This is a genomic window from Pseudomonas sp. OTU5201 (assembly GCF_038440135.1).
In the GTDB taxonomy this organism is placed as follows: Bacteria; Pseudomonadota; Gammaproteobacteria; order Pseudomonadales; family Pseudomonadaceae; genus Metapseudomonas; species Metapseudomonas resinovorans.
In genome coordinates, this window is sequence record NZ_JASATC010000003.1 from 87,843 (window position 1) to 114,114 (window position 26,272).

General features: G+C 64.5%; 25 protein-coding genes. 18 read left to right on the forward strand and 7 right to left on the reverse strand.

Translation table 11 applies throughout. The annotated features are described in order from the left end of the window. Positions 1–46: 46 nt before the first annotated feature. From AAHM40_RS02860 to AAHM40_RS02885, 6 genes are all read left to right on the forward strand, one after another. Entirely contained in the window at positions 47–1,129 is a 1,083-nt protein-coding gene (locus AAHM40_RS02860) for a sensor histidine kinase (RefSeq protein ID WP_342243328.1), read from the forward strand. Beyond that, a complete protein-coding gene (locus AAHM40_RS02865) occupies positions 1,126–1,872 on the forward strand; it encodes a LytR/AlgR family response regulator transcription factor (protein WP_016495333.1) in 747 nt (248 codons plus the stop codon). Before AAHM40_RS02860 ends, AAHM40_RS02865 begins: the two co-directional genes overlap by 4 nt. A gap of 129 nt (positions 1,873–2,001) precedes the next feature. Then, complete coding sequence (hemC, locus tag AAHM40_RS02870) at positions 2,002–2,943, forward strand: hydroxymethylbilane synthase (RefSeq protein ID WP_342243421.1); 942 nt, start codon at positions 2,002–2,004, stop codon at positions 2,941–2,943. After that, complete coding sequence (locus tag AAHM40_RS02875; RefSeq protein WP_342243329.1) at positions 2,940–3,710, forward strand: uroporphyrinogen-III synthase; 771 nt, start codon at positions 2,940–2,942, stop codon at positions 3,708–3,710. The genes hemC and AAHM40_RS02875 overlap by 4 nt, the downstream gene beginning before the upstream one ends. Before the next feature lie 16 nt (positions 3,711–3,726). Continuing rightward, entirely contained in the window at positions 3,727–4,860 is a 1,134-nt protein-coding gene (locus AAHM40_RS02880) for a uroporphyrinogen-III C-methyltransferase (protein ID WP_342243330.1), read from the forward strand. Next, positions 4,857–6,107 (forward strand): heme biosynthesis HemY N-terminal domain-containing protein, encoded by a 1,251-nt coding sequence (locus tag AAHM40_RS02885; RefSeq protein ID WP_342243331.1) that lies wholly within the window; start codon positions 4,857–4,859, stop codon positions 6,105–6,107. The genes AAHM40_RS02880 and AAHM40_RS02885 overlap by 4 nt, the downstream gene beginning before the upstream one ends. A 51-nt stretch (positions 6,108–6,158) precedes the next feature. Here the strand turns inward: AAHM40_RS02885 and AAHM40_RS02890 are convergent, their stop codons facing one another. After that, entirely contained in the window at positions 6,159–7,238 is a 1,080-nt protein-coding gene (locus AAHM40_RS02890) for a PQQ-dependent sugar dehydrogenase (protein WP_342243332.1), read from the reverse strand. Between the two features lie 109 nt (positions 7,239–7,347). Between AAHM40_RS02890 and AAHM40_RS02895 the strand changes: the two genes are divergently transcribed. From AAHM40_RS02895 to AAHM40_RS02905, 3 genes are all read left to right on the forward strand, one after another. Beyond that, entirely contained in the window at positions 7,348–7,839 is a 492-nt protein-coding gene (locus tag AAHM40_RS02895) for a disulfide bond formation protein B (protein ID WP_342243333.1), read from the forward strand. A gap of 324 nt (positions 7,840–8,163) precedes the next feature. Further along, positions 8,164–8,634, forward strand: a complete 471-nt coding sequence (locus AAHM40_RS02900; RefSeq protein WP_028626844.1) for an Rsd/AlgQ family anti-sigma factor — start codon at positions 8,164–8,166, stop codon at positions 8,632–8,634. 252 nt (positions 8,635–8,886) lie between these two features. Then, positions 8,887–9,972: an AlgP family protein gene (locus tag AAHM40_RS02905; RefSeq protein WP_342243334.1), complete on the forward strand. Its 1,086-nt coding sequence runs from the start codon at positions 8,887–8,889 to the stop codon at positions 9,970–9,972. On the opposite strand, the gene AAHM40_RS02910 is transcribed toward AAHM40_RS02905, so the two are convergent. Further along, entirely contained in the window at positions 9,969–10,433 is a 465-nt protein-coding gene (locus tag AAHM40_RS02910; RefSeq protein WP_342243335.1) for a TIGR02444 family protein, read from the reverse strand. The two genes, AAHM40_RS02905 and AAHM40_RS02910, sit on opposite strands and share 4 nt — an antisense overlap. A 50-nt stretch (positions 10,434–10,483) precedes the next feature. Here AAHM40_RS02910 and abc-f point away from each other — a divergent pair, with 50 nt between their 5' ends. The 5 genes from abc-f (at position 10,484) to AAHM40_RS02935 (ending at position 16,262) form a co-directional block, all read left to right on the forward strand. After that, on the forward strand, positions 10,484–12,394 hold the full coding sequence (gene abc-f, locus AAHM40_RS02915) for a ribosomal protection-like ABC-F family protein (RefSeq protein ID WP_342243336.1): 1,911 nt from the start codon (positions 10,484–10,486) through the stop codon (positions 12,392–12,394). Beyond that, complete coding sequence (locus AAHM40_RS02920) at positions 12,394–12,933, forward strand: mechanosensitive ion channel family protein (RefSeq protein WP_342243337.1); 540 nt, start codon at positions 12,394–12,396, stop codon at positions 12,931–12,933. The genes abc-f and AAHM40_RS02920 overlap by 1 nt, the downstream gene beginning before the upstream one ends. A 72-nt stretch (positions 12,934–13,005) precedes the next feature. Beyond that, the gene (gene rhtB / locus AAHM40_RS02925; RefSeq protein WP_342243338.1) at positions 13,006–13,638 is read left to right on the forward strand and encodes a homoserine/homoserine lactone efflux protein; all 633 of its coding nucleotides are present in this window, start codon (positions 13,006–13,008) and stop codon (positions 13,636–13,638) included. 225 nt (positions 13,639–13,863) lie between these two features. Further along, positions 13,864–15,753: a cytochrome c/FTR1 family iron permease gene (locus AAHM40_RS02930; protein ID WP_342243339.1), complete on the forward strand. Its 1,890-nt coding sequence runs from the start codon at positions 13,864–13,866 to the stop codon at positions 15,751–15,753. Positions 15,754–15,809: 56 nt separating this feature from the next. Beyond that, positions 15,810–16,262: a YaiI/YqxD family protein gene (locus tag AAHM40_RS02935; protein WP_342243340.1), complete on the forward strand. Its 453-nt coding sequence runs from the start codon at positions 15,810–15,812 to the stop codon at positions 16,260–16,262. A 75-nt stretch (positions 16,263–16,337) separates the two neighbouring features. Here AAHM40_RS02935 and AAHM40_RS02940 read toward each other — a convergent pair whose 3' ends face one another. The 3 genes from AAHM40_RS02940 to AAHM40_RS02950 form a co-directional block, all read right to left on the reverse strand. Next, positions 16,338–16,808 (reverse strand): thioesterase family protein, encoded by a 471-nt coding sequence (locus AAHM40_RS02940; protein WP_342243341.1) that lies wholly within the window; start codon positions 16,806–16,808, stop codon positions 16,338–16,340. Positions 16,809–16,942: 134 nt separating this feature from the next. Then, the gene (elbB, locus tag AAHM40_RS02945) at positions 16,943–17,599 is read right to left on the reverse strand and encodes an isoprenoid biosynthesis glyoxalase ElbB (protein WP_342243342.1); all 657 of its coding nucleotides are present in this window, start codon (positions 17,597–17,599) and stop codon (positions 16,943–16,945) included. A gap of 13 nt (positions 17,600–17,612) precedes the next feature. Further along, on the reverse strand, positions 17,613–18,443 hold the full coding sequence (locus AAHM40_RS02950; RefSeq protein ID WP_342243343.1) for a dienelactone hydrolase family protein: 831 nt from the start codon (positions 18,441–18,443) through the stop codon (positions 17,613–17,615). Positions 18,444–18,666: 223 nt separating this feature from the next. Here AAHM40_RS02950 and AAHM40_RS02955 point away from each other — a divergent pair, with 223 nt between their 5' ends. After that, entirely contained in the window at positions 18,667–19,902 is a 1,236-nt protein-coding gene (locus AAHM40_RS02955; protein ID WP_342243344.1) for a sterol desaturase family protein, read from the forward strand. Position 19,903: 1 nt separating this feature from the next. Here the strand turns inward: AAHM40_RS02955 and AAHM40_RS02960 are convergent, their stop codons facing one another. Next, the gene (locus AAHM40_RS02960; RefSeq protein ID WP_280285311.1) at positions 19,904–20,464 is read right to left on the reverse strand and encodes a DedA family protein; all 561 of its coding nucleotides are present in this window, start codon (positions 20,462–20,464) and stop codon (positions 19,904–19,906) included. 236 nt (positions 20,465–20,700) lie between these two features. Between AAHM40_RS02960 and hemB the strand changes: the two genes are divergently transcribed. Then, positions 20,701–21,714 (forward strand): porphobilinogen synthase, encoded by a 1,014-nt coding sequence (gene hemB / locus AAHM40_RS02965; RefSeq protein WP_342243345.1) that lies wholly within the window; start codon positions 20,701–20,703, stop codon positions 21,712–21,714. 20 nt (positions 21,715–21,734) lie between these two features. After that, positions 21,735–23,954, forward strand: coding sequence for a polyphosphate kinase 1 (ppk1, locus tag AAHM40_RS02970; RefSeq protein ID WP_342243346.1), 2,220 nt, complete (start codon positions 21,735–21,737; stop codon positions 23,952–23,954). Positions 23,955–24,048: 94 nt separating this feature from the next. Here ppk1 and ppx read toward each other — a convergent pair whose 3' ends face one another. Next, complete coding sequence (gene ppx, locus AAHM40_RS02975) at positions 24,049–25,551, reverse strand: exopolyphosphatase (RefSeq protein WP_028626829.1); 1,503 nt, start codon at positions 25,549–25,551, stop codon at positions 24,049–24,051. Positions 25,552–25,908: 357 nt separating this feature from the next. On the opposite strand from ppx, the gene trxA reads away from it, so the two are divergent. Beyond that, the gene (gene trxA / locus AAHM40_RS02980; RefSeq protein ID WP_028626828.1) at positions 25,909–26,235 is read left to right on the forward strand and encodes a thioredoxin TrxA; all 327 of its coding nucleotides are present in this window, start codon (positions 25,909–25,911) and stop codon (positions 26,233–26,235) included. The last annotated feature ends 37 nt before the right edge of the window (positions 26,236–26,272 follow it).

A 26,272-nucleotide genomic window follows, 5' to 3' on the forward strand; every position in this document is an offset into this window, starting at 1 on the left:
GCGACCCCGATTTGTCGCCTGCCGGGCCATTGGGGATATGTCCGGGATGCCGAAGCGCCTGAAAAAGAAAGCGCGTTCCAGAACCGCCAACGACGACTTCTTTCTGCCGGAGCTGTGCCTGCCCGAGGCATTGCTCGGGTTGGTACTGCTGGCGGAACTGCTGGTGCTGGTGCTGGTGCTGGCCGAGCCCATGCTGCCCAGCTTCAACTGGGTGCGCCTGGCCCTGACCTCGCTCTTCGTGCAATGGATCGTCCTGCTCTCCGCTGCGCTGCTGTGCCAATTGCGGCCGCTGCTGGCGCGCTTGCGCGCCGCGCTGGCCGGTGGTCTTTGTTGCGCCTTGGTGGTGAGCCTGACCCTGGCCGGCACCGTGGTGGCCGACTACTTCGATCTCGGCGGGCCTTTACCGCGTGATGGTGAGGTCAACCTCTACCTGCGTCACGGGCTGATCAGCCTGATCATGTCGGCGTTGCTGCTGCGCTATTTCTACCTTCAGAGCCAGTGGCGCAAGCAGCAGCAGGCGGAACTCAAGGCGCGTATCGAGTCCCTGCAGGCCCGCATTCGGCCGCACTTCCTGTTCAACAGCCTGAACAGCATCGCCAGCCTGGTGGTGATCGACCCGGACAAGGCCGAGCAGGCTGTGCTCGACCTCTCCGACATATTCCGTGCCAGTCTGGCCAAGCCTGGCACCCTGGTTGATTGGGGCGAGGAACTGGAGTTGGCGAAACGATATCTCTCGATCGAGCAATATCGTCTCGGAGAACGGCTACAGTTGGATTGGCAGGTGAATGAAGTACCGGACGATCTGCCCATCCCCCAGTTGACGCTGCAGCCCTTGCTGGAGAACGCCCTGATTCATGGCATCCAGCCGCGCATCGAAGGGGGGCTGGTACGGATCGAAGCGGATTATCGCGACGGCATGTTCCGCCTCTGCGTGAGCAACCCCTACGAAGAGGTCCAGGGGCAGTCGCCATCGCGTGGTACCCAGCAGGCTCTGCGCAATATCGACGCCCGCCTGACGGCACTTTTCGGGCCGCGGGCAAGTCTCAGCGTGGAGCGCCGTGACGGCCGCCACTTCACCTGTCTACGCTATCCTTGTGCGAGACTCACGCAGGAAGCCCGTGCGATATGAATGTCCTGATCGTCGACGATGAACCCCTTGCCCGCGAGCGCCTCAGCCGTCTGGTCGGCGACCTCGAGGGGTACCGTGTACTGGAGCCCGCCGCCAGCAATGGCGAGGAGGCGCTTACTCTGATCGACAGCCTCAAGCCGGATGTCGTTCTGCTCGACATTCGCATGCCCGGCCTGGACGGGTTGCAAGTGGCCGCCAGGCTCTGTGAGAAGGAGGCACCGCCAGCGGTGATCTTCTGCACGGCACATGACGAGTTCGCCCTGGAGGCTTTCCAGGTCAGCGCCGTGGGCTACCTGGTCAAGCCCGTGCGCTCCGAGTCGCTGGCCGAGGCGTTGAAAAAGGCCGAGCGACCAAATCGTGTTCAACTCGCTGCGCTGACCCGTCCTGCTGCGGTCAGCGGGAGCGGTCCCCGAAGTCACATCAGCGCCCGTACCCGGAAAGGCATCGAACTGATCCCGTTGGATCAGGTGATCTTCTTCATCGCCGACCACAAGTACGTGACCCTGCGCCACGAACACGGTGAAGTGCTGCTGGACGAGCCGTTGAAAGCTCTAGAGGACGAATTCGGTGATCGTTTCGTCCGAATCCACCGCAACGCCTTGGTGGCGCGCGAGCGCATCGAGCGCTTGCAGCGCACCCCGCTGGGGCATTTCCAGCTCTATCTCAAGGGGATGAACGGGGAGGCCCTGACCGTCAGCCGCCGCCACGTCGCGGGCGTACGCAAGCTGATGAACAATCTTTAGCGGCCGGTCGTTCGGCGAGCGCTCGTTCGCTACGTTTACTCGACAGTCCGTGTCGTTCCGCGACAACCGCCCGCGCCCTCGCCGCACGCGGGCCTGTTATGATTCCGGGCATTACCGTTTCCGGAAATGATCATGTCCCGCGAGATCCGCATCGCCACCCGCAAGAGTGCCTTGGCCCTGTGGCAGGCCGAATACGTCAAAGCCCTTCTCGAGGAGGCGCACCCTGGCCTCAAGGTCAGTCTGGTGCCCATGGTCAGCAAGGGTGACAAGCTGCTCGACGCGCCGTTGGCGAAGATCGGTGGCAAGGGCCTGTTCGTGAAGGAATTGGAAACCGCCTTGCTGGAGAACGAGGCCGACATCGCCGTGCACTCCATGAAGGACGTCCCCATGGACTTCCCCGAAGGTCTCGGCCTCTATTGCATCTGCGAGCGTGAAGACCCGCGCGACGCCTTCGTCTCCAACCGTTTCGACAGCCTCGACACCCTGCCTGCCGGCAGTGTGGTCGGCACCTCAAGCCTGCGTCGCCAGGCCCAACTGCTGGCACGCCGACCGGACCTGAAGATCCAGTTTCTGCGCGGCAACGTGAACACCCGTCTGGCCAAGCTGGATGCCGGCGAGTACGACGCCATCATCCTCGCTGCTGCCGGCCTGATCCGTCTCGGCTTCGAGGATCGCATCCGTTCCTCGATCAGCGTCGAAGACAGCCTGCCAGCCGGCGGCCAAGGTGCCGTTGGCATCGAGTGCCGTACCGCTGACAGCGAGATCCATGCGTTGCTGGCGCCGCTGCACCACCGGGACACTGCCCTGCGTGTCACCGCCGAGCGCGCCCTGAACAAACGCCTGAACGGCGGCTGCCAGGTGCCTATCGCCTGCTACGCCGTACTTGAAGGCGACCAGCTCTGGCTGCGTGGACTGGTCGGCCAGCCCGATGGCGGTCAGTTGCTGCGCGCCGAAGCCCGCGCTGCTGTCGCCGATGCCGAGGCCCTGGGTGTGAAGGTCGCCGATGAACTGCTGGAGCTGGGTGCCGAGGATATTCTCAAGGCCGTCTACGGCGAGGCCGGTCACCCGTGACGGGCTGGCGGTTGCTGTTGACGCGCCCCCTTGAGGAGTGCGAAGCCCTGGCCGCGACTCTGACGGAGCAGCAGGTCTTCAGCAGCAGCCTGCCGCTGCTGGCCATCGAACCTCTCGAGGAAACGCCCGAACAGCGCGGCGTCATCCTCGAGCTCGACCGTTACTGTGCTGTCGTAGTGGTCAGCAAGCCTGCGGCACGCCTCGGCCTCGAGCGGCTCGACCGCTATTGGCCACAACCTCCGGCGGACCAACACTGGTTCAGCGTCGGCGCAGCCACCGGCACCCTGCTCCAGGACCACGGCCTGCCTACGGCCTGGCCGGAGGCAGGTGACGACAGCGAGGCCCTGCTGACGCTGCCGCAACTGGCCGAAGCGTTGTCCGTGCACGACCCCAGGGTGCTGATCATGCGCGGCGAAGGTGGCCGAGAATTCCTTGCCGAGCGCTTGCGCGGCCAAGGCGTCGCGGTCGACTATCTGGAACTCTACCGGCGCTGCCTGCCGGATTACCCGGCCGGCACCCTGGTGTCTCGTGTCGAGTCGGAACGCCTGAACGGCCTGGTGGCCAGCAGTGGCCAGGGGCTGGAGAACCTCCAGCGTCTGGCCGGGGACGCCTGGCCAGAGCTGGCCCGCCTGACCTTGTTTGTACCCAGCCCGCGGGTGGCTGAACAGGCTGCCGAGGCGGGCGCGAAGAATGTTGTGGATTGCCGTGGCGCCAGTGCCGCGGCCTTGTTGGCCGCGCTCAGGCAGTATCCGGCGCCGGCCCACTGATGCGAAGGATGGATACGTGAGCGAAGCAGAAGCCCCGAAACAAGAGCAACACACCGCAGCCGCCGAACCCGTCACCCCCAGCAGTGCTGCGCCTGCCCCTCGGGGCAATGGCCTGGCCCTGTTCGCCCTGCTGCTGGGCGCCGCCGGCATCGCCGCGGGCGGCTGGGGCATCTGGCAGGTCCGTAGTCTGGAAGCCCGCGACCAGCAGCAGCTCAGCATGGTCGAAGACGCGCGTGGCCAGACCCGCGCCCTCGCTCAGCGTGAGCAGCAACTCACCCAGCGCCTGGAAGAGCTGCCCAGCGCCGCCGAGCTGGATGAGCGTCGCCGCCTGCTGGTGGACCTACAGGGCGACCAGCAGCAACTGCGCCAGCGCCTGGAAACCATCCTTGGCGCCAGCCGCAAGGACTGGCGCCTGGCCGAGGCCGAGCACCTTCTGCGTCTGGCCAGCCTGCGCCTGTCCGCATTGCAGGACATCTACAGCGCCACCGCACTGGTGCAGGCGGCCGATGACATCCTTCGCGAGCAGGATGACCCTGGAGCCTATGCTGCCCGCGAACAGCTGGCGAAAAGCCTGGTCGCCCTGCGCAGTACCGCGCAGCCGGACCGCACCGGCCTGTTCCTGCAACTGGGTGCCCTGCGTGAACAGGCAGCCCAGCTCAATCCGCTGGTACCTGCCTTCGAGGACAAGGGCGGTGTGCTGATGGACATGGCCGCCGAAGGCGATGGCCGCAGTCGCTGGTCCGAGTGGCTGGAAAAGCTCTCGCACTACTTCCGCATCCAGCTGAATGCCAGCCAGGACATCAAGCCGCTGCTTGCCGGGCAGAGCCTGTCGCAGGTCCGGCTCGCCCTGTCGCTGGCTCTGGAACAGGCGCAATGGGGCGCGCTGCACGGCCAGACCCAGGTCTACCAGCAGTCGTTGCGCCAAGCCCGTGAAGTGCTCAGCGGCCACTTCAACGAAGAGAACCCTGACAGTCGCGCCCTGCTGGCCCGCCTCGACGAACTCGCAGGCAAGCCTGTGGAAGTCCAGGCGCCTGATCTCGCGCCGGCGCTGAGCGCGTTGCAGTCCTATCTGCAGCGTGTTCCTGGCGCGACTCCCGCCGAAACCGAGGAGCCGGGTGCTGCCGAGCCGGCCAAGGAGGCCGGCCAATGAAGCGCCTGTTCAAGGTCCTGCTGATCCTCCTGGTGATTGGCGCTGCCGCTACGCTCATTGGCATGGCGGTGGCCCAGCACAAAGGCTACGTGCTGGTGGCCTACAAGGGCTTCCGCTACGAATCCACCCTCTGGGCCACCCTGGCGCTGCTGGCGGTGCTCTGGTTGCTGTTCGCTGGCCTGCGATACCTGCTGCGGCTAGTGGCGGTGTCCGGTGGTGTGGTCAATCCCTGGTCGCGACGCAATGCCCGGCGCCGGGCGCGTCTGGCCTCCGAGCAGGGCCTGCTGGATCTCGCCGAAGGCCGTTGGGCGCGTGCGCTACGTCATCTCAAGCGTGCCGCCGAAGGCGATTCGCAGCCGCTGATCTATTACCTGGGCGCCGCCCGCGCCGCGCAGAAGATCGGCCAGACCGAAGAAGCCGAGCAACTGCTGGAGCGTGCCCTGGAGCGCCAGCCCCAGGCCGAACTGGCCATCGCCCTGGCCCATGCCGAGTTGCAACTGGATCGCGGTGACTCCGTTGCCGCACTGGAAACCCTCAAGGCCGTTCACGAGCGTCATCCGCGTCATCACCAGGTACTGCGCCAACTGCTGCATCTGCATGAGGTGCGCGGCGACTGGTCCTCCCTCGTTGGCCTGCTGCCGACCTTGCGCAAAGAGAAGGCGCTGCCGGAAAGCCAACTGGCTGAGCTCGAGCTGCGTGCCTGGAGTGCGCGCCTGCACCAGGCTGGCGAGGAGGGGCTTAACGAAGGCGAAGCCGCCCTGCAGCCTCTCACCCGAGCCTGGCAGCAACTGACGTCCTCCCAACGCAACGAACCCCACCTGGTGCTCGCCTTCGCCGAGCAACTGCGCCGGCTGGGAGCGGAGGAAGAGGCCGAGGAATCCGTGCGCAGTGCAATCAAGCGCGGCTACGATGATGCCTTGGTGCGACTTTACGGCCTGCTCAGAGGTCGCGATCCGGCCCGTCAGTTACAGACGGCCGAAGGCTGGTTGAAGGAGCACCCGAGTGACGGGGCGCTGCTCCTCACCCTTGGCCGACTGTGCTTGCGCAACCGCCTCTGGGGCAAGGCAAGGGAGTACTTCGAGAGCAGCCTGAGTTTCCGTCGTGATCCGGAAACCTGCGCGGAGCTGGCTCGCCTGCTTGCGCAGATGGGAGAGGTGGAACGCAGCAACCAGCTCTTCCAGGAAGGGCTCGGCCTGCTCGACCAGCGCCTGCCGGTCTTGCCCTTGCCGGCCGAAAAGATCGCCTGATGCGAAAAGGCCTGGGAGCCCCCGGGCCGTTTTCATCGCGGCTCGCTCGGTTCAATTCCCCACATAGTCGATGCGGTAGATAGCCCCGGCGTGGTCGTCGCTAACCAGCAGGGCGCCATCCGGGGTAACCAGCACGTCCGCCGGGCGGCCCCAGACTTCCCCATCCTCCAGCCAACCCTCGGCGAACACGCTCTGGCGTTTCAGGCTGCCGTCGGGGTTAAGCTCAACCCGCTTGATCCGGTAGCCAATTTTCTCGTTGCGGTTCCAGGAGCCGTGTTCGGCGATGAACAGATTGTTGCGGTACTCCGCCGGGAACTGGCTGCCGGTGTAAAAGCGCAGACCGAGTGGCGCCACATGAGGACCGAGCTTGGCCACGGGGGAGACGAATTCGCTGCAGGGTCTCAGGGAGAACTTCGGGTCAGCCACCTCGCCGGCATGGCAGAAGGGAAAGCCGAAATGCTGGCCGGCCTTTTCCAGGCGGTTCAGCTCGCAGTCCGGCACATCGTCACCCATCAGGTCGCGGCCGTTGTCGCTGAACCAGAGCTCACCGGTCTGCGGGTGCCAGTCGAAGCCCACTGTGTTGCGCACACCGCGCGCCACCAGCTCCATGCCACTGCCATCGGCGTTCATGCGGTGGATGGCGGCGTAGAGGTCGGGGTTCTCGTTGCAGACATTGCACGGTGCGCCCACCGGCACATAGAGCTTGCCGTCAGGGCCGAAGGCGATGAACTTCCAGCCGTGGTGGGTTTCTCGCGGCAGGTCCGCATAGACCACCTCAGGCTCGGGCGGGGCATCCAGCCGCGACTCTACATCGCGCAGGCGCAGGATTCGGCTGACCGCCGAGACGTAAAGGTCGCCTCCCTTGTAGGCGACGCCGACCGGCAGCTGTAGGCCGCTGGCGACGGTGCGAACCTGGCCGCTGGAGGGCTCCAGTGCGTAGACCTTGCCCGCCGCATTGCTGCCGACGAACAAAGTCCCGCGTTCGCCCCAGGCCATCTCCCGGGCATTGGCAACCTGATCGCTCACCAGCGTGATGCGAAAGCCTTCGGGCAGCCTGATGCGATCCAGAGGCAGGGCAGCAATCGCCAGCCCAGGCAGCAGCAGAAAGGTAAGCACCAGTAGCCGACACATGGCAGTGTTCTCCGGATAGACGACCTCCACCAGCCTAGACGGTCGCCTTGAAAGCCCAAGGTGCTTTCCACTACCGTATCGCCCTTTCCGATAACCCAACGGAGCCGCCATGTCCCTGGCAAGCCCGCGTTCGCTTTTCCTGCTCGCCTTCCTCGGCTGTGTCGCCATCATGGGCGGTGCGCTTTATCTCGAACACGCCCTCGGTCTCGAGCCTTGTCCGCTGTGTGTCGTCCAGAGAGTGTTCATCATCGCCTTTGGCGTCATCTGCCTGATCGCTGCACTGCATGATCCAGAGCACATCGGGCGGCGCGTCTACGCCGTACTGGCGCTGCTGTTCTCCGCAGGCGGCGCTGCTGCTGCCGGGCGCCAGATCTGGTTGCAGAGCGTGCCGGCAGACCAATTGCCTGCCTGCCTGCCGAGCTTTGACTACATGATCGAGGCGTGGCCTTTCCTCGATATCCTCAAAACCATGCTCCACGGTACTGCCGATTGCGCGGAAGTGACCTGGACCCTGTTCGGCATGAGCATCCCCGAGTGGAGCCTGCTGGCCTTTGCCGGTTGCGTGCTGTTCTCGCTCTACCAGCTGCTGCGCCGCGCCTGACCGAATTGGGCGCATGACCTGTCATGCGCCCTTCGCTTGCGAGTTCCCGCCTGTTCTCCTGCGTTCTTTCTCTGCGCCAATCCGTCGCGCAGCGCTCAAGACTCCGGCCAGACAAGCCGCGGCCTGCCAATTAAACGCTCGTATGAATTTTTTCCCGCCAGTGCCTTGCTGGTAGTGCCCCGCGGGCATAATCTGGCCCGCACGCGCCGCCGGAATATTGCCGTTTTGGCGGTGTCTTCCCAGGATCTTGCACCGGTCGACAAAAAACCGTCTCGGAGCGGACGTATAACGGCATTACCGAATTAGGGAAGTGAGGTCGTCACCATGCTCGAAAGTTGTCAGAACGCTCAGGAACGTTGGGGTGGCGTGCACCAGCTGATCGACCGCTGGTTACAGGAACGCCAAGAGTTGGTTCGCGTCTACAGCTCGCTGAGCGACAAGCCCCAGGCCCCCAGCGCCAATGCAGAAGGGCTGCAAAGGTTTTGTGAGGTCCTGCTGGACTACGTTTCCGCAGGGCATTTCGAGGTCTACGAGCAACTGCTCAACGAGGCGAAAGCGTTTGGTGACCAACGCGGCCTCGACCTCGCCAAGCAAATCTATCCTCGCATCGAAGCCATCACCGAAGTTGCGCTGGCCTTCAACGACCGCTGCGACAACGGCGACTGCCGTGACCTCAGTTTGACGACCGAGTTGACGAATCTCGGGCAACTGCTTCACGAACGCTTCGAGCTGGAAGACTGCCTGATCGAAGTGTTGCACAACGCCCACCAGGGACAGGCCTCGCAACCGGCCTGACTGCACCCTGCTGGCGCTGGAATCGGGCCGGGGTACGCCCCGTAGGCCTTATTCCAGAGCCCTCCGGGCGTTGCCCAGCTGTCGGCGCGAACAGGGTTCCCCGGCCTTGCATTGCCAGGTTCGGATCGCTCCAGCGGAACTCTGTACCGACACCTAGTCGCAAGGCCTGTGCGGGCGGAATGGCTTGGCCTCTGGCGACTCGCGAAACAGGCGACTAGTATGGGCCAAATAACGCCCGCCAGGAGGCATACCATGTCGGCCAAGAAGAAGCCCGTAAGCACCCCGCTGCACCTGCTGCATCAGCTTTCCAACAGCCTGCTCGAACACCTCGAAAAAGCCTGCGCCCAAGCCTCGGTCGACGCTGAAAAGTTGCTGACCAAGTTGGAGAAACAGCGCGGCAAGACCCAGGAAAAACTGCATGCCGCACGCACCAAGCTGCAAGACGCGGCCAAGGCTGGCAAAGCCAAGGCGCAAGCCAAGGCCAAGGACAGCATTGGCGAACTCGAAGCCTTGCTGGACACCCTGAAGAATCGCCAGGCCGAAACCCGGACCTATATCGCCCAGCTCAAGCGCGACTCCCAGGAAAGCCTGAAGCTCGCCCAGGGCGTCGGCAAAGTACGTGAGGCTGCCACCAAAGCACTGACCTCCCGCGAAGCCAAGCCTGCTGCCGCCAAGGCGGTCGCGAAGCCGTCTGCTAAACCTGCAGCCAAACCCGTTGCCAAGGCCGTTGCTGCCAAGCCCGCGGCGAAACCAGTTGCAAAAACTGCTGCGAAGCCGGTTGCAAGGGCTGCTGCCAAGCCTGTTGCGAAGCCGGCTACCAAGGTTGCCGCTGCGAAACCTGCTGCCAAGCCAGCGGCCAAACCCGTTGCCAAGGTTGCAGCCAAGCCGGTTGCAAAGGCCGCCGCTGCCAAACCTGCCGCAGCTAAACCTGCTGCCAAGGCTGCAGCCAAGCCTGCTGCGAAGCCAGTTGCGAAGGCCGCTGCTGCCAAGCCTGCCGCAGCCAAACCTGCGCCTAAAGCTGCAGCTAAACCGGCCGCGAAACCAGCTGCTAAAGCGGCAGCCAAGCCGGCAGCGAAGCCCGTCGCTGCGGCGAAACCCGCCGCCGCCAAGCCTGCCGCCAAGCCAGCTGCGACTGCTGCCAAGCCTGCAGCCGCTGCCAAACCCGCGGCGAAGAAGCCAGCGGCTATACCGGCCGTGAAGAAAGCCGCTCCGGCCAAGCCCGCCGTAGCACCGGCTGCCGCTGCTCCGGCTGCTCCGACTGTGCCGGCTGCTGCGCCGGTTGCCAGCGTGGCGCCGACCAGCAGCAACGGTGCTTCCCCGACCTCGCCGTCGAACTAAAGCGCCAGGGCCGCGACGCGCAGTAGATCGAGCGCGTCGCGGTCCGCTCCTTCCAGCCCTGGGCAAATCCCCAGAAGCCAAGGCTGAACCTGCTCCATCCCTCCTTCTGCCCAGCCATCGGTGGCGCCTTCCAGGCGCGCCAGCAGTTTGCGCTCGGCGTCCATCTCAAGCGCCTTGATCTGCTCTCGTAACCCGGCCAACGCCTGATCGTCCTGCGCTTGCGTCCGCCAGTTCTGGCGGAGTTCACGTAACGGTTTCACCACTTGTTCCTGCCAGGGCTCGCATACCTTGTTCAGGGCGTCCAGGCGTGAGGCGTCGAACGTTGCGCCGCGTCGTCCCAGCCAGCAGGCTGTGAGCAACAGGCAGACGTCGGCGCCAGCCTCCTGAAGGCGCAGGCAGGCCTGCTCGACACCGGGCTCGGTGTAGAGGCGAAGGGCGAAAGTCCACAGGTCTGAAGTCATGGCGCTCCTCGGGCGATGGGGCGACGAAGCTGATAAACTCCGCCGCCATCATGATCCGACTGCAAAATCTCACTCTACAGCGTGGTCCGCAGCGCCTGCTAGAAGGCGCTGAAATGACCCTGCACGCCGGCCAGAAGGTCGGTCTCATCGGCGCCAACGGTGCCGGCAAATCCAGCCTGTTCGCCTTGCTGCGCGGCGAGCTGGGGCCGGATGCCGGCGATTGCCTGCTGCCCACTGATTGGCGCATAGCCCACATGCGCCAGGAAGTGGACAACCTGGAGCGCCTGGCCGTGGACTATGTGCTCGACGGCGACCAGCATCTGCGCCAGGTACAGCGTGACCTTGCTGCCGCTGAAGCTGGCCACGACGGCACTGCCATTGCCCGCCTGCACATCGAGCTGGACAGCGCCGACGGCTACACGGCGGACGCCCGCGCGCGCAAGCTGTTGGCCGGCCTTGGCTTCACCTCGGAGCAAATGGACCGCCGCGTCGGCGACTTCTCCGGCGGCTGGCGGATGCGCCTCAACCTTGCCCAAGCGCTGATGTGCCCGTCCGAACTGTTGCTGCTCGACGAGCCCACCAACCACCTGGATCTCGACGCCATCCTCTGGCTCGAAGAGTGGCTCAAGGGCTACCCGGGCACCTTGCTGCTGATCTCCCATGACCGAGACTTCCTCGACGCGGTCGTCGACAACGTCGCGCATCTGGAGCAGCAGAAGCTGACCCTGTACCGCGGTGGCTACTCGGCCTTCGAGCGCACCCGCGCCGAGCGACTGGCGCAGCAGCAACAGGCCTACGAAAAGCAGCAGGCCCAGCGTGCGCACATGGAGAAGTACATCGCCCGCTTCAAGGCGCAGGCGACCAAGGCTCGCCAGGCACAGAGCCGGATCAAGGCGCTGGAACGCCTCGAAGAGCTGGCGCCCGCCCATGTGGATTCGCCCTTCGACTTCAGCTTCCGCGAGGCCGACAAGATCTCCAGCCCGCTGCTGGATCTGTCCGAAGGCCGCTTGGGCTATGGCGACAAGGCCGTGCTCCAGCAGGTCAAGCTGCAGCTGGCGCCGGGCGCTCGCATCGGCCTGCTGGGCCCCAACGGTGCCGGCAAGTCGACCCTGATCAAGACGCTTTCCGGCGACATCGAGCCCCTCGGCGGGCGCTTGGCACGCGGTGAGAACCTGGCCATCGGCTACTTCGCCCAGCACCAGTTGGATGCGCTCGACGCCAAGGCCAGCCCGCTGCTGCACCTGCAACGTATCGCACCGAGCGAACGTGAACAGACCCTGCGCGACTTTCTCGGTGGCTTCGACTTCCGCGGTGATCGCTGCGATGAAGCGGTGGTCAATTTCTCTGGCGGCGAGAAGGCGCGTCTGGCCCTGGCATTGATCGCTTGGCAGAAACCGAACCTGCTGCTGCTCGACGAACCGACTAACCACCTCGACCTGGAAATGCGCCTTGCCCTGACCATGGCGTTGCAGGATTTCGCGGGTGCCGTCCTGGTCGTGTCCCACGACCGTCACCTGCTCAAGAGCACCACCGACGAGTTCCTGCTGGTGGCCGATGGTCGCGTGCAGAGCTTCGATGGCGACCTCGACGACTATGCCCGCTGGCTGGTGGATTACCGCGCGCGCCAGGCTCCCGTGACCGGTACACCGGTGAACCCGGACAAGACCGACAAGCGCGCCCAGCGCCAGGCCGCGGCCGCCCTGCGTCAGCAACTGGCGCCGCACAAGAAGGAAGCCGACAAGCTGGAGAAGGACCTGGGCAAGGTGCACGAGCAGTTGGCGGGCATCGAGGAACGCCTGGGCGATTCCGCCCTTTACGAGGCGGCGCGCAAGGACGAACTGCGTGAACTGCTGGCCGAGCAGGCGCGCTTGAAGTCCCGCGAGGCCGAACTGGAAGAAGCCTGGCTCCTGGCCCTGGAAACCCTGGAGGAGCTGCAGCGGCAACTGGAGACCGCGGACTGATGGATGACCTGCAACTCCTGACCGCCTGGAGCGAGCCGCTGATCCGCGCAGCGCAGGTACTGCTGATCGTGCTGCTGGCCTGGCTGGTGCAGCGCATCGTCACCCGCGGCATCACCCGTCTCGGGCAACGTTATCCCCAGCTGCCTTCCGAGCTGATGTTGCCCCTGCGTGGGCTCCTGCGCTGGATGATTCTCGGCAGTGCTTTCATGCTGGTGCTGGAGCGCTTCGGCGTGTCGGCCGAAGTGCTGTGGACCGCCCTGACCGGATTTGCAGCCGTGGCCGCCGTCGCTTTCTTTGCCATCTGGAGTGTGCTCTCCAACATGTTCTGCGCGGTGCTGATCTTCTCCCTGGGGCCGTTTCGCCTGGGGGACAAGGTGGAGGTCATAGAAAGCGCTGACAAGCCGGGCGTGAAGGGCAGGGTGATCGCCATCAACCTCTTCTACACCACCCTCGAAGATCTCAGCGAAGGCAGCCAAGGCGCGCTGGTGCAGGTGCCCAACAGCCTGTTCTTCCAGAAAGCGGTGCGCCGCTGGCGCTGACGGTACTGGGCAGCGGTTGGACGAAGGGGTAGGCTCTGCGGCCTGCCTTTTTTCGTTTCCGAGGTATCTGCCGTGGCGCTTCAGACTTGGCTCGCTTTCCTGGTCGCCTGCTGGGTGATCAGTCTGTCACCGGGTGCCGGTGCCATCGCCTCCATGTCTTCCGGCCTGCAATACGGCTTCCTGCGTGGCTACTGGAACGCGCTTGGCCTGCAGATCGGCCTGGCCCTGCAGATTGCCATCGTCGCCGCCGGCGTCGGCGCCATCCTCGCCACCTCCGCCCTGGCCTTCAGCCTGATCAAGTGGTTCGGCGTGATCTACCTGATCTACCTCGCGGTGAAGCAGTGGAAAGCATTACCCAGCGACCTCAGCAACGATTCCGCCGAACGCCCCATCGGACGCCCGCTCACCTTGGTGCTGCGCGGCTTTTTGGTGAACTTCAGCAACCCCAAGGCGATTGTCTTCATGCTCGCCGTGCTGCCGCAGTTCATTGATCCCCACGCGCCGCTGGTGGAGCAATATCTGGTGATGGGCGTGACCATGATCACCGTCGACCTGATCGTCATGGCCGGCTACACCGGCCTCGCCGCCCGCGTCCTGCGTCTGCTGCGCACGCCGGGTCAGCAGCGGGTGATGAACCGCAGCTTCGCCGCACTGTTCGTCGGTGCCGCAGCATTGCTGGCGACCGTGCGCCGGGCGCCAGTCTGAGCTGCGCATCTCCCGGCGAGCAGGCGCTCGCCGGGCGTCTTCCTGTCGGAAAACTCTTTCCGGCGATCTGTCCAAAGGATTTTTAACCCTGCTACAGGCCACGTTTGGCGGGGTCTGTAGCCAAGTCGTGCGACAAATCACCGCAGCGGGTCAAGCTATCCGGGGTTGAGCTGAATCGTTAGGAAGGTAACAATTCCACTCCCCATTCTCATTTGAGATTGACTCATGTTCCCGATTCCGAGATTGCTCAGCTGGCTCCTGATGCCGCTGATGGCGCTCTGCAGTTTCAGCCTGATGGCCGACCCGGCCGACGGCGCCGCCCAGGCACTGCACCTGCTCAGTTACATTGGTGCCGACTACCCTGCCACCGTGGTCGATGGCAAGGTCATCGACCACGGTGAATACCGCGAACAGATCGAATTCCTCGGTGTGCTGCAGGGCCTGATCGTTGCCCTGCCGGCTCGTGATGGCCAGAAGGACCTGGAACAGGGCGTCGCCAGCCTGCACCGGGCCATCGAAAGCAAGCAGGATGGGGCCGCCGTGGCCCGTCAGGCGCGTCAGTTGGCCACCCGACTGGCGGCGACCTACGAGGTCAGCCAGGCTCCGCTCATCACCCCTGACCCCGCCCGTGGCGCACCACTTTATGCCCAGCATTGCAGCGTCTGCCACGGTGACACCGGTGCTGGTGACGGCCCGGCGGGCCTGGGGCTGGAGCCGCCACCGGCCAATCTGCGCGATCAGGCGCGGATGGACCGGATGAGCCTCTACGACCTCTACAACACGCTCGGCCTGGGCGTTGAAGGCACCGATATGCCGGCCTTCATCGACCAGCTGGATGATCGTCAGCGCTGGGATCTGGCCAGCTACGTCGCCGGCTTCAGCGCCGATTCTTCGGTGAAAGGTCAGGCCATCTCCCTCGGGGAGTTGGCAGGCCGCACGCCGGAGGAAGTCGGCGTCAGCCAAGGCGCTGCGGCCCAGGCGTTGTTCCGCGCCCAGCGGGCCCAGCCGCCGATACAGCAGCGCGGGCCCAAGGAGCTGATCGGCCATACCCGCGCGACCCTGGAACAGAGTCTCAAGGCCTACCGTGATGGCGATGCCGACCAGGCCTACGACCTTTCGGTCGCTGCCTACCTCGAAGGCTTCGAGTTGGTGGAAAGCTCCCTCGACAACCTCGATGCGGTGCAGCGCAAGGCCACCGAGCGTGCGCTGATGGCTTACCGGCAGGCCCTGCAGGATCGCCAGTCCGTGGGGCAGGCGGCGCAGTTGCTGGAGCAGGCAAAGTCTGAGCTGGACAAGTCCGCGAACTTGCTGGGTGGCGACGGGTTGAGCGGCTCGCTGAGTTTTATCTCCAGTCTGCTGATCCTGTTGCGTGAGGGCCTGGAGGCGATCCTGGTGCTGGCGGCGATCCTCGCCTTCCTGCGCAAAACCGGCCAGGAGCATGCGGTACGCGGCGTCCACGTCGGTTGGGGGCTGGCCGTCGTTACCGGCTTCGCGACCTGGGCGGTGGCGGCCTTCCTGATCGATGTCGGTGGTGCCCAGCGCGAGCTGATGGAAGGCTTCACCGCGCTGTTCGCCTGCGTGATGGTGCTCTGGCTCGGTGTGTGGATGCACGACCGCCGCCATGCGGCTGCCTGGCAGAGCTATATCAAGGAACATCTGCTGAGCAGCAGCGGCCGCTTCGGCTTTGCGACCCTGGCGTTCTTCTCGGTGTACCGCGAGCTGTTCGAAGTGATCCTTTTCTACGAAACCCTCTGGCTGCAGGCCGGCCCGGCCGGTCACAGCATGGTGATTGCCGGTGCGGTGACTGCGCTGGTGCTGCTGGTGGGACTGGCGTGGCTCATCCTGCGCGGTTCGGCGAAGCTACCGCTTGGAACTTTCTTCATGGCCAACGCCATCCTGCTTTGTGCCCTGTCGGTGGTGTTCGCCGGCCACGGCGTGGCGGCGCTGCAGGAAGCCGGGGTGCTGGGCACCCGTCCGGTAGCCTTCTTCGAGTTCGACTGGCTGGGCATCCATCCGGACGCCTACACCCTGTCGGCGCAGGCGCTGTCGCTGTTGGCCATCGCGGCGCTCTATGGACGCAGCTGGCTGCGCGAGCGCGACGCGGCCCCGGCCTGAATCCGGGGCGAGGGGTGTAAACTCCTCGCCCTTTTTCATTTCGGAAGGTGAAACCAATGCGCGTCTGGATCGATGCCGATGCCTGCCCCCGGGCGGCCAAGGACCAGGTGATCAAGTTCGCCCTGAAGCGCAAGTTCGAGGTGGTGCTGGTGGCCGGGCAGAGCCAGGTCAAGCCGGCCTTTGCCTGTGTGCGATTGGTAGTGGTGCCCAGCGGCCCGGATGCGGCCGACGACTACCTGGTTGAGAACGCCGTCCCCGGCGAACTCGTGATCTGCAGCGACGTGCCGCTGGCCGATCGCCTGGTGAAGAAGGGCGTGGTTGCACTCGATCCGCGCGGTCGTGAGTTCGACGAACGCAACATGGGCGAGCGCCTGGCGGTGCGTAACCTGCTCACCGACTTGCGCGACCAGGGCCAGATGGGCGGTGGCCAGGCGGCCTACGGTGAGAAGGAGCGGCAGGCCTTCTCCAACGCGCTGGATCGGCTGCTAACGAAACTTAGCCGAGGCTGATGTGGAGGGCACGCCTGCGGCCTGCTTGGCGAATGAATTCGCCCCTTCTACAGGATGAGCCCGGTCACGATCTGCTCAGCCACAGAGGTAAGTACCGGTGCCCACCGCCACCAGCGTGCCGTCGTCGGCGTGCAGTTCCGAACGCACCACGGCTACCTTGTTGCCTGAGCGCAGCAGCACGGCGGTGGCGGTGAAGTGCTGGCCACGACCGGGGCGCAGGTAGTCGATACGCAGGTCGATGGTGCCGAGCTTGGATAGCCGCGCCATGCGCTCCGTTGTGGATAAGTGCTGGTGCCGTTCGAAGGCGCCGATCAATGCCATGGCACCACCCACTACATCGAGCAGGCTGGAAATCACCCCGCCGTGGAGGATGCCGTGGACGAAGTTGCCGATCAGTTCGTCCTTCATGGGCAGGTGCATGACCACTTTCCCGGTGCTCATCTCGCCGAGCTGGATGCCGAGCACTCGATTGAACGGAATGCGTTCGAAGAAGCCCGCAACGGCCTGTTGCAGGTCAGGGGTGAGGATGAAGTCGGTCTGGCTCATGGCGCCTCCTGGATACATCGATGCTTCGACGCTGCCGCAGAAACGGCCGGGGTGCCAGAGGGGCGGCGGGAGAGGCGGGAGGATTGGCCGGATCGACACGGAGCGGGTGGCTGGCGCCACCCGCTCGGGGGACTTCAGTGGGCCAGTTCCAGCACCCGGTCCACCAGTTTGTAGATGCCGGCGGCGGCTTCGCTGATGGACTGCGCCAGCATGTAGGCCGGGGTGGTCACCAGCTTGCGCCTCTCGTCTTCGACGATTTCGCTGACCACGCAGTCCACGTGCTGGGCGCCCATTTCCGCCAGGGCAGCTGCAGTACCGGCGTCGTTGCCGATGGTGCAGCTCACGCCCTCGCCGTAGATCTTCGCCGCCAGCGCCGGGGCGATGCAGATCAGACCCACGGGTTTGCCCGCCTCGGCAAAACCTCGGGCGGCGGCCAGCACGTCGGGCTGGACGGTACAGTTGGCGCCGCTGATGGCGAAGTCAGAAAGGTTCTTTGCTGCGCCGAAGCCACCGGGAACGATCAGGGCGTCGAAGTCGGCGGCATTCAGTTCACGCACGTCCTTGATCTCGCCACGGGCGATACGAGCTGATTCCACCAGCACGTTCCGGCTCTCCGGCATCTCGTCGCCGGTGGTGTGGTTGATCACATGGTGCTGTGCGATGTTCGGTGCGAAACACTGGACCTTGGCACCGCGCTGGTCCAGGCGCAGCAAGGTGACCACGCTCTCGTGGATCTCCGCACCGTCATAAACGCCACAGCCGGACAGGATCACGGCAACTTTCTTGGTCATGGACATCTCCAGGTCATTGGGCCGGCCCGAGATTTTCGCGCAGGAACGCAAGCGCGCGTCGCTGGGCATCCTGGGCTGGGCCGGGTTGGTAGGTATTCAGGTCGCTGCGCTGGTCGAAGACGTGGTCGGCATCGCCGTACTGCACCAGTTCCAGACGTGCATCGTCCAGACTGTCGAGGGCCGAGAGGCACTGCTTGTGGTCGGTGATGTGGTCCTTGCCGCCGAGGAACATCAGCACCGGCGTGTTGTGGCCAAGGCCTGCACGCAGGTGGGCGGGGAAGCCGCAGTAGGGGTAGTAGGCGATCACGCCACGCACGCCGGCCAGCGCTCCTTTGCCTGTGGCAGGGAAGCCGTGGCCGGCACTGCCGTCATAGGAGAGGGCGTCGAGGATGGTCCAGCCGCCGTGGGAATAACCAAGCAGGGCCAGCTTGCTACTGTCGATGGCCGGGTTCTTCCGTGCCAGTGCCAGGGCAGCGTATACGTCGATGGCGCGTTCGTTGCCCCACAGGCGCTTGCCGTCGCAAACCGGACGCCAGTTCTCGATGCCGCGCGCGGCGTGGCTGTCGACGAACATCACGGCGTAGCCGGCGGGCAGTAGCCAGGCGTTCACGTTGCGCACGAACAACGGGCTCTGACCGCTGCAGCCGTGGAACACCAGCACGGTGGGAAAGGGGCCGCTGCCTTCCGGCGTGAACAGATCCAGGTGAGGTGCCAGGCGCTGCTCCGTCGCAGGCAGGTCGGCGGTTTGCGGGAGCAGGGCAGCGCGATAGGGATAGAGTCCAAGCAGGGCCGCGCAGGCCAGGAGAAGCAGGACTATCAGGGCGGGTTTCAGGAGTTTGCGCATGCTGTCGTCATATGCCGCTTGGGTTGGCACGCCATGCCGAGGGGGCGGGTCGGCTGCGGGAGTAGCATCCCGGGTACTGAACGAAAGTAGCCTGTGCTTGGCGAGCTTTCGTCCAGACCCTGACGAGCAATCCTAGCAGGCCGGAGAATCGGGTCGCGAGCGCTGCGCCAATCCTCTTTGCCGCCTGTGGGTCACCGGACAAGAACGACGACAAGGCTGCCCCATGAATTACGTCCTCTATGCAGTGCCCTTCTTCTTCCTGCTGATCGGTATCGAACTGATCGCCGACCGCTGGCGCGGAATGAACACCTACCGTACCGCCGACGCCTTGAACAGCCTGAGCGCTGGCGTGCTGTCCACTACCAGCGGACTGCTGACCAAAGTGGTGGGGGTGCTGACCTATTCCGTCGCCTGGGAGCACCTGGCGATCTTCGAGCTGTCGGCGTCGAACCTCTGGGTATGGCTGCTGGCGTTCGTCTTCTACGACTTCTGCTACTACTGGAACCACCGTTTGGGCCACGAGCGCAACGTGCTCTGGGCGGCTCACTCAGTGCATCACCAGAGCGAGGAGTACAACCTCTCCACCGCCCTGCGCCAGACCAGTACGGGGTTTCTTTTCGGCTGGATCTTCTACCTGCCCATGGCCCTCGCCGGCGTGCCTCCCCTGGTGTTCCTCACCGTGGGCGCGATGAACCTGCTGTACCAGTTCTGGGTGCACACGCGCCATGTGCCCAAGCTGGGCTGGTTCGAGTGGATCTTCATCACGCCGTCCAACCACCGCGTCCATCATGCGCAGAACCCGGTCTACATGGATCGTAACTACGGCGGCGTTTTCATTCTCTGGGACCGCCTGTTCGGCACCTTCCAGGAAGAGCTTGACGAGGAGCCGGTGATCTTCGGTGTGACTACGCCGCTGGCGAGCTGGAACCCGATCTGGGCCAACCTGCAGTTCTATGTGCAGCTCTGGCGCGACGCGGTGCGCGCCGAATCCGGGTGGGACAAGCTGCGCATCTGGTTCATGCGCACGGGCTGGCGTCCGGCGGATGTTGCTGAACGTTATCCACAGGCCAAGCCCGATCTGTCGCGCTTCGCCAAGTTCGAGGTGCCCCTGGGCCTTGCGCAGAAGTGGTATGCCGGGTTGCAGTTCGCCCTCTACGTCGTGGCCGGTACCTGGTTGCTGGGCAGTGGTAGCGAGGCTTCGCTGGCCGGGCTCTGGCTGGCCTGGGCCTGGATGGCCTTTGGGCTTTATGTGATCGGTAGCTGGCTGGAGAACCGCCCTTGGGCACGCTGGCTGGAGTTGGCGCGGCTGGCAGTCAATTGGCCGACCCTCTGGGCTGGCGCGGCGCTGGGGCTGCTGCCGCTGGGGGCGATGGGGTGGGGATTGCTGGCGCTTTACAGTCTGGTCAGTCTGGTCGCACTGTTCGGCCTGCCGCGCCGCGAGGCAGCGCTGGCTGTCTGAATCAGTTGTCCTTGCCGTTGTTGCGCAGGCGGCGTCTCAGCCAGAGTAGGCCGCCAAGGGCGAGCAGGCCGCCGAGTACCATCAGCTCGTAGCGTTTGAGGTTGCCCAGCATGCCTTCGAGCACGGCGCCGAAGTGGAAGGCGGCAAAACCGAGGGCCAGGGCCCAGACCAGCGCACCGATGCCATTGAGGATCAGGTAGCGCAGTGGCGGGTAGCCGGACAGGCCGATGGCCACTGGCATCACGGTGCGCAGTCCGTAGACGAAGCGGAAGCTCAGGACCCAGATATCCGGGTGACGGCGGATATGTGCCAGGGCGCGGTCGCCCATGGCCTGCCAGCGCGGCTTTCGGGCAAGGATCTGACGGCCCTTGTGGCGGCCCAGGTAGTACCAGAGCTGGTCGCCGGCATAGCTGCCGAAGAACGCCGTGGCAACCACGGCGTTGATGTCCATGTAGCCCCGGAAGGCGAGAAAGCCGGCCAGGACCAGGATCGTCTCACCCTCGAAGAAGGTGCCGAGGAAGAGGGCGAAGTAGCCGAAATCCTGGAGAAATTGTTGCAGCATGGTTGGGGTGCGCAGCGAAATGAACGCGCAGCCTAACCGGGTTGGCGCCCCGGGAAAAGCTCCGGCCCGCGCCGATTGCCATCAGATTGACCCCGGACAATGCTCACATGGCGCCTACAGAGGCGCATTACGCCGGTCGACGTGACCGTGAGTCGCTGTCGCGCGTTGTTACCATTCGGTCATAATCGGCGCTTATATTTGTCACACTGCGTCCGTTCCGGGCCCTGGAGTCTGCTGTGAGCTTTACCCCCGCCAATCGCCTGTTCCCTGCAACCCGCCTGCGCCGCAATCGTCGTGACGATTTCTCCCGCCGCCTGGTACGCGAGAACGTCCTGACCGTAGACGACCTGATCCTCCCCGTATTCGTGCTGGACGGTGAAAACCGCCGCGAAGCCGTGCCTTCGATGCCGGGCGTTGAGCGCCTGTCCATCGATCTGCTGCTCAAGGAAGCCGAGGCCTGGGTCAACCTGGGCATCCCGGCGCTGGCGCTGTTCCCGGTGACGCCGCTGGAAAAGAAATCCCTCGACGGCGCCGAGGCCTGGAACCCGAATGGCATTGCCCAGCGCGCCATCCGCGCCTTGCGTGACCGCTTCCCGGAACTCGGCGTGATCAGCGACGTGGCCCTGGACCCCTTCACCACCCACGGTCAGGACGGCATCCTCGACGAGAACGGCTACGTGCAGAACGATGTGACCGTCGATGCGCTGGTGAAGCAGGCGTTGTCCCATGCCGAAGCCGGCGCCCAGGTAGTGGCCCCCTCGGACATGATGGACGGCCGCATCCAGGCCATCCGCGAGGCCCTGGAGCTGGCCGACTTCCCCAACGTACGCATCATGGCCTACTCGGCCAAGTACGCCAGCGCCTACTACGGCCCCTTCCGTGATGCGGTCGGCTCCGCCGCCAACCTCGGCAAGGGCAACAAGGCCAGCTACCAGATGGACCCGGCCAACACCGACGAGGCCCTGCATGAAGTGGCCGCGGACCTGGCCGAAGGCGCCGACATGGTGATGGTCAAGCCCGGTATGCCCTACCTCGACATCGTTCGTCGGGTGAAGGATGAATTCCGCGTGCCGACTTTTGTCTATCAGGTCAGCGGCGAGTACGCGATGCACATGGCGGCGATCCAGAACGGCTGGCTGAGCGAGGCCGTCATCCTCGAATCCCTGGTGGCCTTCAAACGCGCCGGCGCCGATGGCATCCTCACCTATTTCGCCGTACGCGCCGCAGAAATGCTCAAGACGGGAGCTTGATCTCCCCCCAGGAACTGCAGATGAACACCGAAGGACTCAATCCAAGCGCTTTGCTCGAACCCCTGAAAGAGGCCACAGAGATTCCGGTGGCCCCGGAGGAACCGGTCGCCGAGGCGGCACCTGCCCCCGCTCCGGCGCCCGCTCCGGCACCACTGGTGTTGCCGAGCCTGGATGACAGCAGCCTGTACATTCATCGTGAGCTGTCTCAGTTGCAGTTCAACATCCGCGTGCTGGAGCAGGCGCTGGATGAGTCCTATCCATTGCTCGAACGTCTGAAGTTCCTGCTGATCTTCTCCAGTAACCTGGACGAGTTTTTCGAAATCCGCGTCGCCGGCCTGAAGAAGCAGATCACCTTCGCTCGCGAACAGGCTGGCGCCGATGGCCTGCTGCCGCACCAGGCGATGGCGCGCATCAGCGAGCTGGTGCACGAACAGGTCACCCGCCAGTACAGCATCCTCAACGACATCCTCTTGCCGGAGCTGGCCAAGCATCAGGTCAACTTCATCCGTCGCCGCTACTGGACCGCCAAGCTGAAGGCCTGGGTGCGCCGCTACTTCCGCGACGAGATCGCGCCGATCATCACCCCCATCGGCCTGGACCCGACGCACCCCTTCCCGTTGTTGGTGAACAAGAGCCTGAACTTCATCGTCGAGCTGGAAGGTGTGGATGCCTTCGGCCGCGACTCCGGCCTGGCGATCATCCCCGCACCGCGCCTGCTGCCGCGGGTCATCCGGGTGCCGGAAGACATCAGCGGAGCGGGAGACAACTTCGTCTTCCTGTCCTCGATGATCCACGCCCATGCCGATGACCTGTTCCCCGGCATGAAGGTGAAAGGCTGCTACCAGTTCCGCCTGACCCGTAACGCCGATCTCTCGGTGGACACCGAAGACGTCGATGACCTTGCCCGCGCTCTGCGTGGCGAGCTGTTCTCGCGCCGCTACGGCGACGCGGTACGGCTGGAAGTGGCCGACACCTGTCCGAAGAACCTCTCGGACTACCTGCTCAAACAGTTCGGCCTGGCTGAGAGCGAGCTGTATCAGGTCAACGGTCCGGTGAACCTGACGCGCCTGTTCAGCATCACCGGCCTGGAAAGCCATCCGGAACTGCAGCACTCGACGTTCACCCCGGTGATCCCCAAGCTGCTGCAGAAGGCCGAGAACCTGTTCGGCGTGGTGGGCAAGCAGGACATCCTGCTGCTGCATCCCTTCGAATCCTTTACCCCGGTGGTGGATTTCCTGCGCCAGGCCGCCAAGGACCCCAATGTCCTGGCGATCAAGCAGACCCTCTACCGCGCCGGTGCCAACTCCGAGATCGTCGACTCCCTGGTGGAAGCGGCGCGCAACGGCAAGGAAGTCACCGTGGTGATCGAATTGCGCGCGCGTTTCGACGAGGAGTCCAACCTGCAGCTGGCGAGCCGTCTGCAGCAGGCGGGTGCCGTGGTGATCTACGGCGTCGTTGGCTTCAAGACCCACGCCAAGATGATGCTGATCCTGCGTCGCGAGAACGGCGAGTTGCGCCGTTACGCGCACCTGGGGACCGGCAACTACCACGCGGGTAACGCGCGTCTGTATACCGACTACAGCATGCTGACCGCCGACGATGCGCTTTGCGAAGACCTGCACAAGCTGTTCAACCAACTGATCGGCATGGGCAAGACCCTGCGCATGAAGAAGCTGCTGCACGCGCCCTTCACCCTGAAGAAGACGCTGCTCGACATGATCGCCCGTGAGGCTCTGCATGCCAGTGAAGGCAAGCCGGCGCACATCATGGTCAAGGTCAATGCGCTGACCGATCCCAAGGTCATCCGCGCGCTCTACAAGGCCAGCCAGAGCGGCGTGCGCATCGATTTGGTGGTGCGCGGCATGTGCTGCCTGCGCCCCGGTATTCCCGGTGTGTCGCACAACATCCAGGTGCGTTCGATCATTGGCCGCTTCCTCGAGCACAGCCGGATCTACTACTTCCTCAACGGTGGCGATGAGAAGATGTACCTCTCCAGCGCCGACTGGATGGAGCGCAACCTAGACATGCGCGTCGAGACCTGCTTCCCGGTGGAAGGCAAGAAGCTGCTTACTCGCGTGAAGAGGGAGCTGGAGGCTTACATCAGCGATAACACCCAGAGCTGGGTGCTGCAGCCGGATGGTCGCTACCTGCGCAACAGCCCGAGCGGCAACCAGAACTCGCGCAACGCCCAGGCAACGCTGCTGGACAAACTGACCAACCCGCCGATCAGCTCACGCTGAGTGCGGACATGAAAACGGGGCCTTCGGGCCCCGTTGTCATTGTCGAGTCTTGCAGGGTGGGGAGCGTCTTTCATGCCGCCCCCTCCTTGCTACCTCAGCTCACCTTCAGCGCGAAATCGATGCGCTTCAGCCACTCGGCTTCCTGCTCGAAATCCGCTTGCGTCAGCGGGTTGGCTTCCAGCCAGTCTTTCGGGAATTGCACTTCAAGGCTGTTGTCGGCGGCCTTGAGTTTCACTTCAGGCATGGCCGAGGTGCCCCGGATGTGGTGGAAGAGAATGGCGAAGCGCAGCAGCACACAGAGACGCAGCAGCTTCACGCCCTCTTCGCCGAATTCGGCGAACCTGTCCTTGGGGATGTTGCGGCGGTGGCCGCGCACCAGCAGGGCCAGCATCAACTGGTCCTGGCGGGAGAAGCCGGGCAGGTCCGAGTGCTCGATCAGGTAGGCGCCGTGCTTGTGGTAGTGGTAGTGGGCGATGTCCATGCCGATCTCGTGGACCCGTGCTGCCCACAGCAGCAGGTCGCGGTGCCAGTCATCGTCCAAGCCCCAGCTGTCCGCGACCTTTTCCAGGGCCGCCAGCGCCTTGGCCTCGACCCGCGCGGCCTGCTCCAGATCCACATGGCAGCGCTCCATCAGGGCGCTCAGGGTGCGCTCGCGGACATCCTCGTGGTGGTGGCGGCCCAGCAAGTCGTAAAGTACGCCTTCGCGCAGGGCACCTTCTGAGTGGGTCATGCGCTTGAGTTCGAGTGCTTCGAAGATGGCCTCGGCAATCGCCAGGCCGGCCGGGAAGATGGGGCGGCGATCCGGCTTGATGCCGTCCAGGTCGATCTTCTCGACGTCGCCCAGCTTGAATAATTTGCGCTTGAGCCAGGCCAGGCCTTCCGGGTTGATCTCGCCATTGCCCAGGCCCGCGGCCTGGATCGCAAGGCCCACCGCGCGGATGGTGCCGGAGGCGCCTACGGCTTCCTGCCAGCCGAGGCGGCGCAGGCTGTACTCGATGCCCATCAGCTCCAGGCGCGCTGCCGTATAGGCCTGCGCATAGCGAGCCGGGGTGATCTTGCCGTCGCGGAAGTAGCGTTGGGTGTAGCTCACACAGCCCATCTGCAGGCTTTCCCGCAGCTGTGATTCGAAGCGCTGGCCGATGATGAATTCGGTGCTGCCGCCGCCGATGTCTGCCACCAGGCGGCGGCCGGGGGTGTCCGGCAGGGTGTGGGAGACGCCCAGGTAGATGAGTCGCGCTTCCTCGCGGCCGGAGATGACTTCCACCGGGTGTCCGAGGACTTCTTCGGCGCGGCGGATGAACTCAGCGCGGTTGTGCGCCTCGCGGAGGGCGTTGGTGCCAACGATGCGCACCGCGCCCTCCGGCAGGCCGGCAATCATCTGGGCGAAGCGGCGCAAGCAATCGAGGCCGCGCTGCATGGACTCCTCGCTGAGGTTGCGTGCCTCGTCCAGGCCTGCCGCCAGCTGCACCTTGTCGCCGAGCCGTTCCAGGATGCGGATCTCACCGTGGTCGACCTTGGCCACCACCATGTGGAAGCTGTTCGAGCCGAGGTCGATGGCGGCGATCAGGGACGGGATTTCGACGGGCTTTTGCGGCATGGTTTCGGGTCTCGAGGCTGAACCGCGCAATCCTGCCACGGTTGCCCGGTCGCGCCAATGCGAATAGCGGTACGTTGGTACCAGTATGGCTTGGGCCGGCAGCGGTCGGTTGAGTGCGGTTTTCTGGCGAATAGCTGGCTGTGCAAACTATAGGTGGGATATGACAGTCACGCGTCATAGGGCCAGTGGTCTGCTCAGGCAGCCCCGGATCGGCTGCCGGATTGACGCCGGCCCGCGCATCTATCAGTTTTTCCCCGTAACACCATAGCGAAGCTCAATCGCCTTCGGCTTTCGGTCCCGGAAAAGCCGGGCTATGATGGCTCCACTTTTTTGCTTCCGAACCACGGAGATTCTTCCATGAGCGAATTCATCACCAACGTCACCGATGCCAGCTTCGAGCAAGACGTGCTCAAAGCCGAAGGCGCGGTGCTGGTCGACTACTGGGCCGAGTGGTGCGGTCCATGCAAGATGATTGCCCCGGTCCTCGACGAAATCTCCAAGGACTACCAGGGCAAACTGAAAGTCTGCAAGCTGAACATCGACGAGAACCAGGACACCCCGCCGAAGTACGGTGTGCGTGGCATCCCGACCCTGATGCTGTTCAAGAACGGCAACGTCGAAGCGACCAAGGTAGGTGCCCTGTCCAAGTCCCAGCTGGCTGCCTTCCTCGACGCCAACATCTGATTCGCGCGGCCTCCAGCGCCGCCGAAGCCGCATCAGA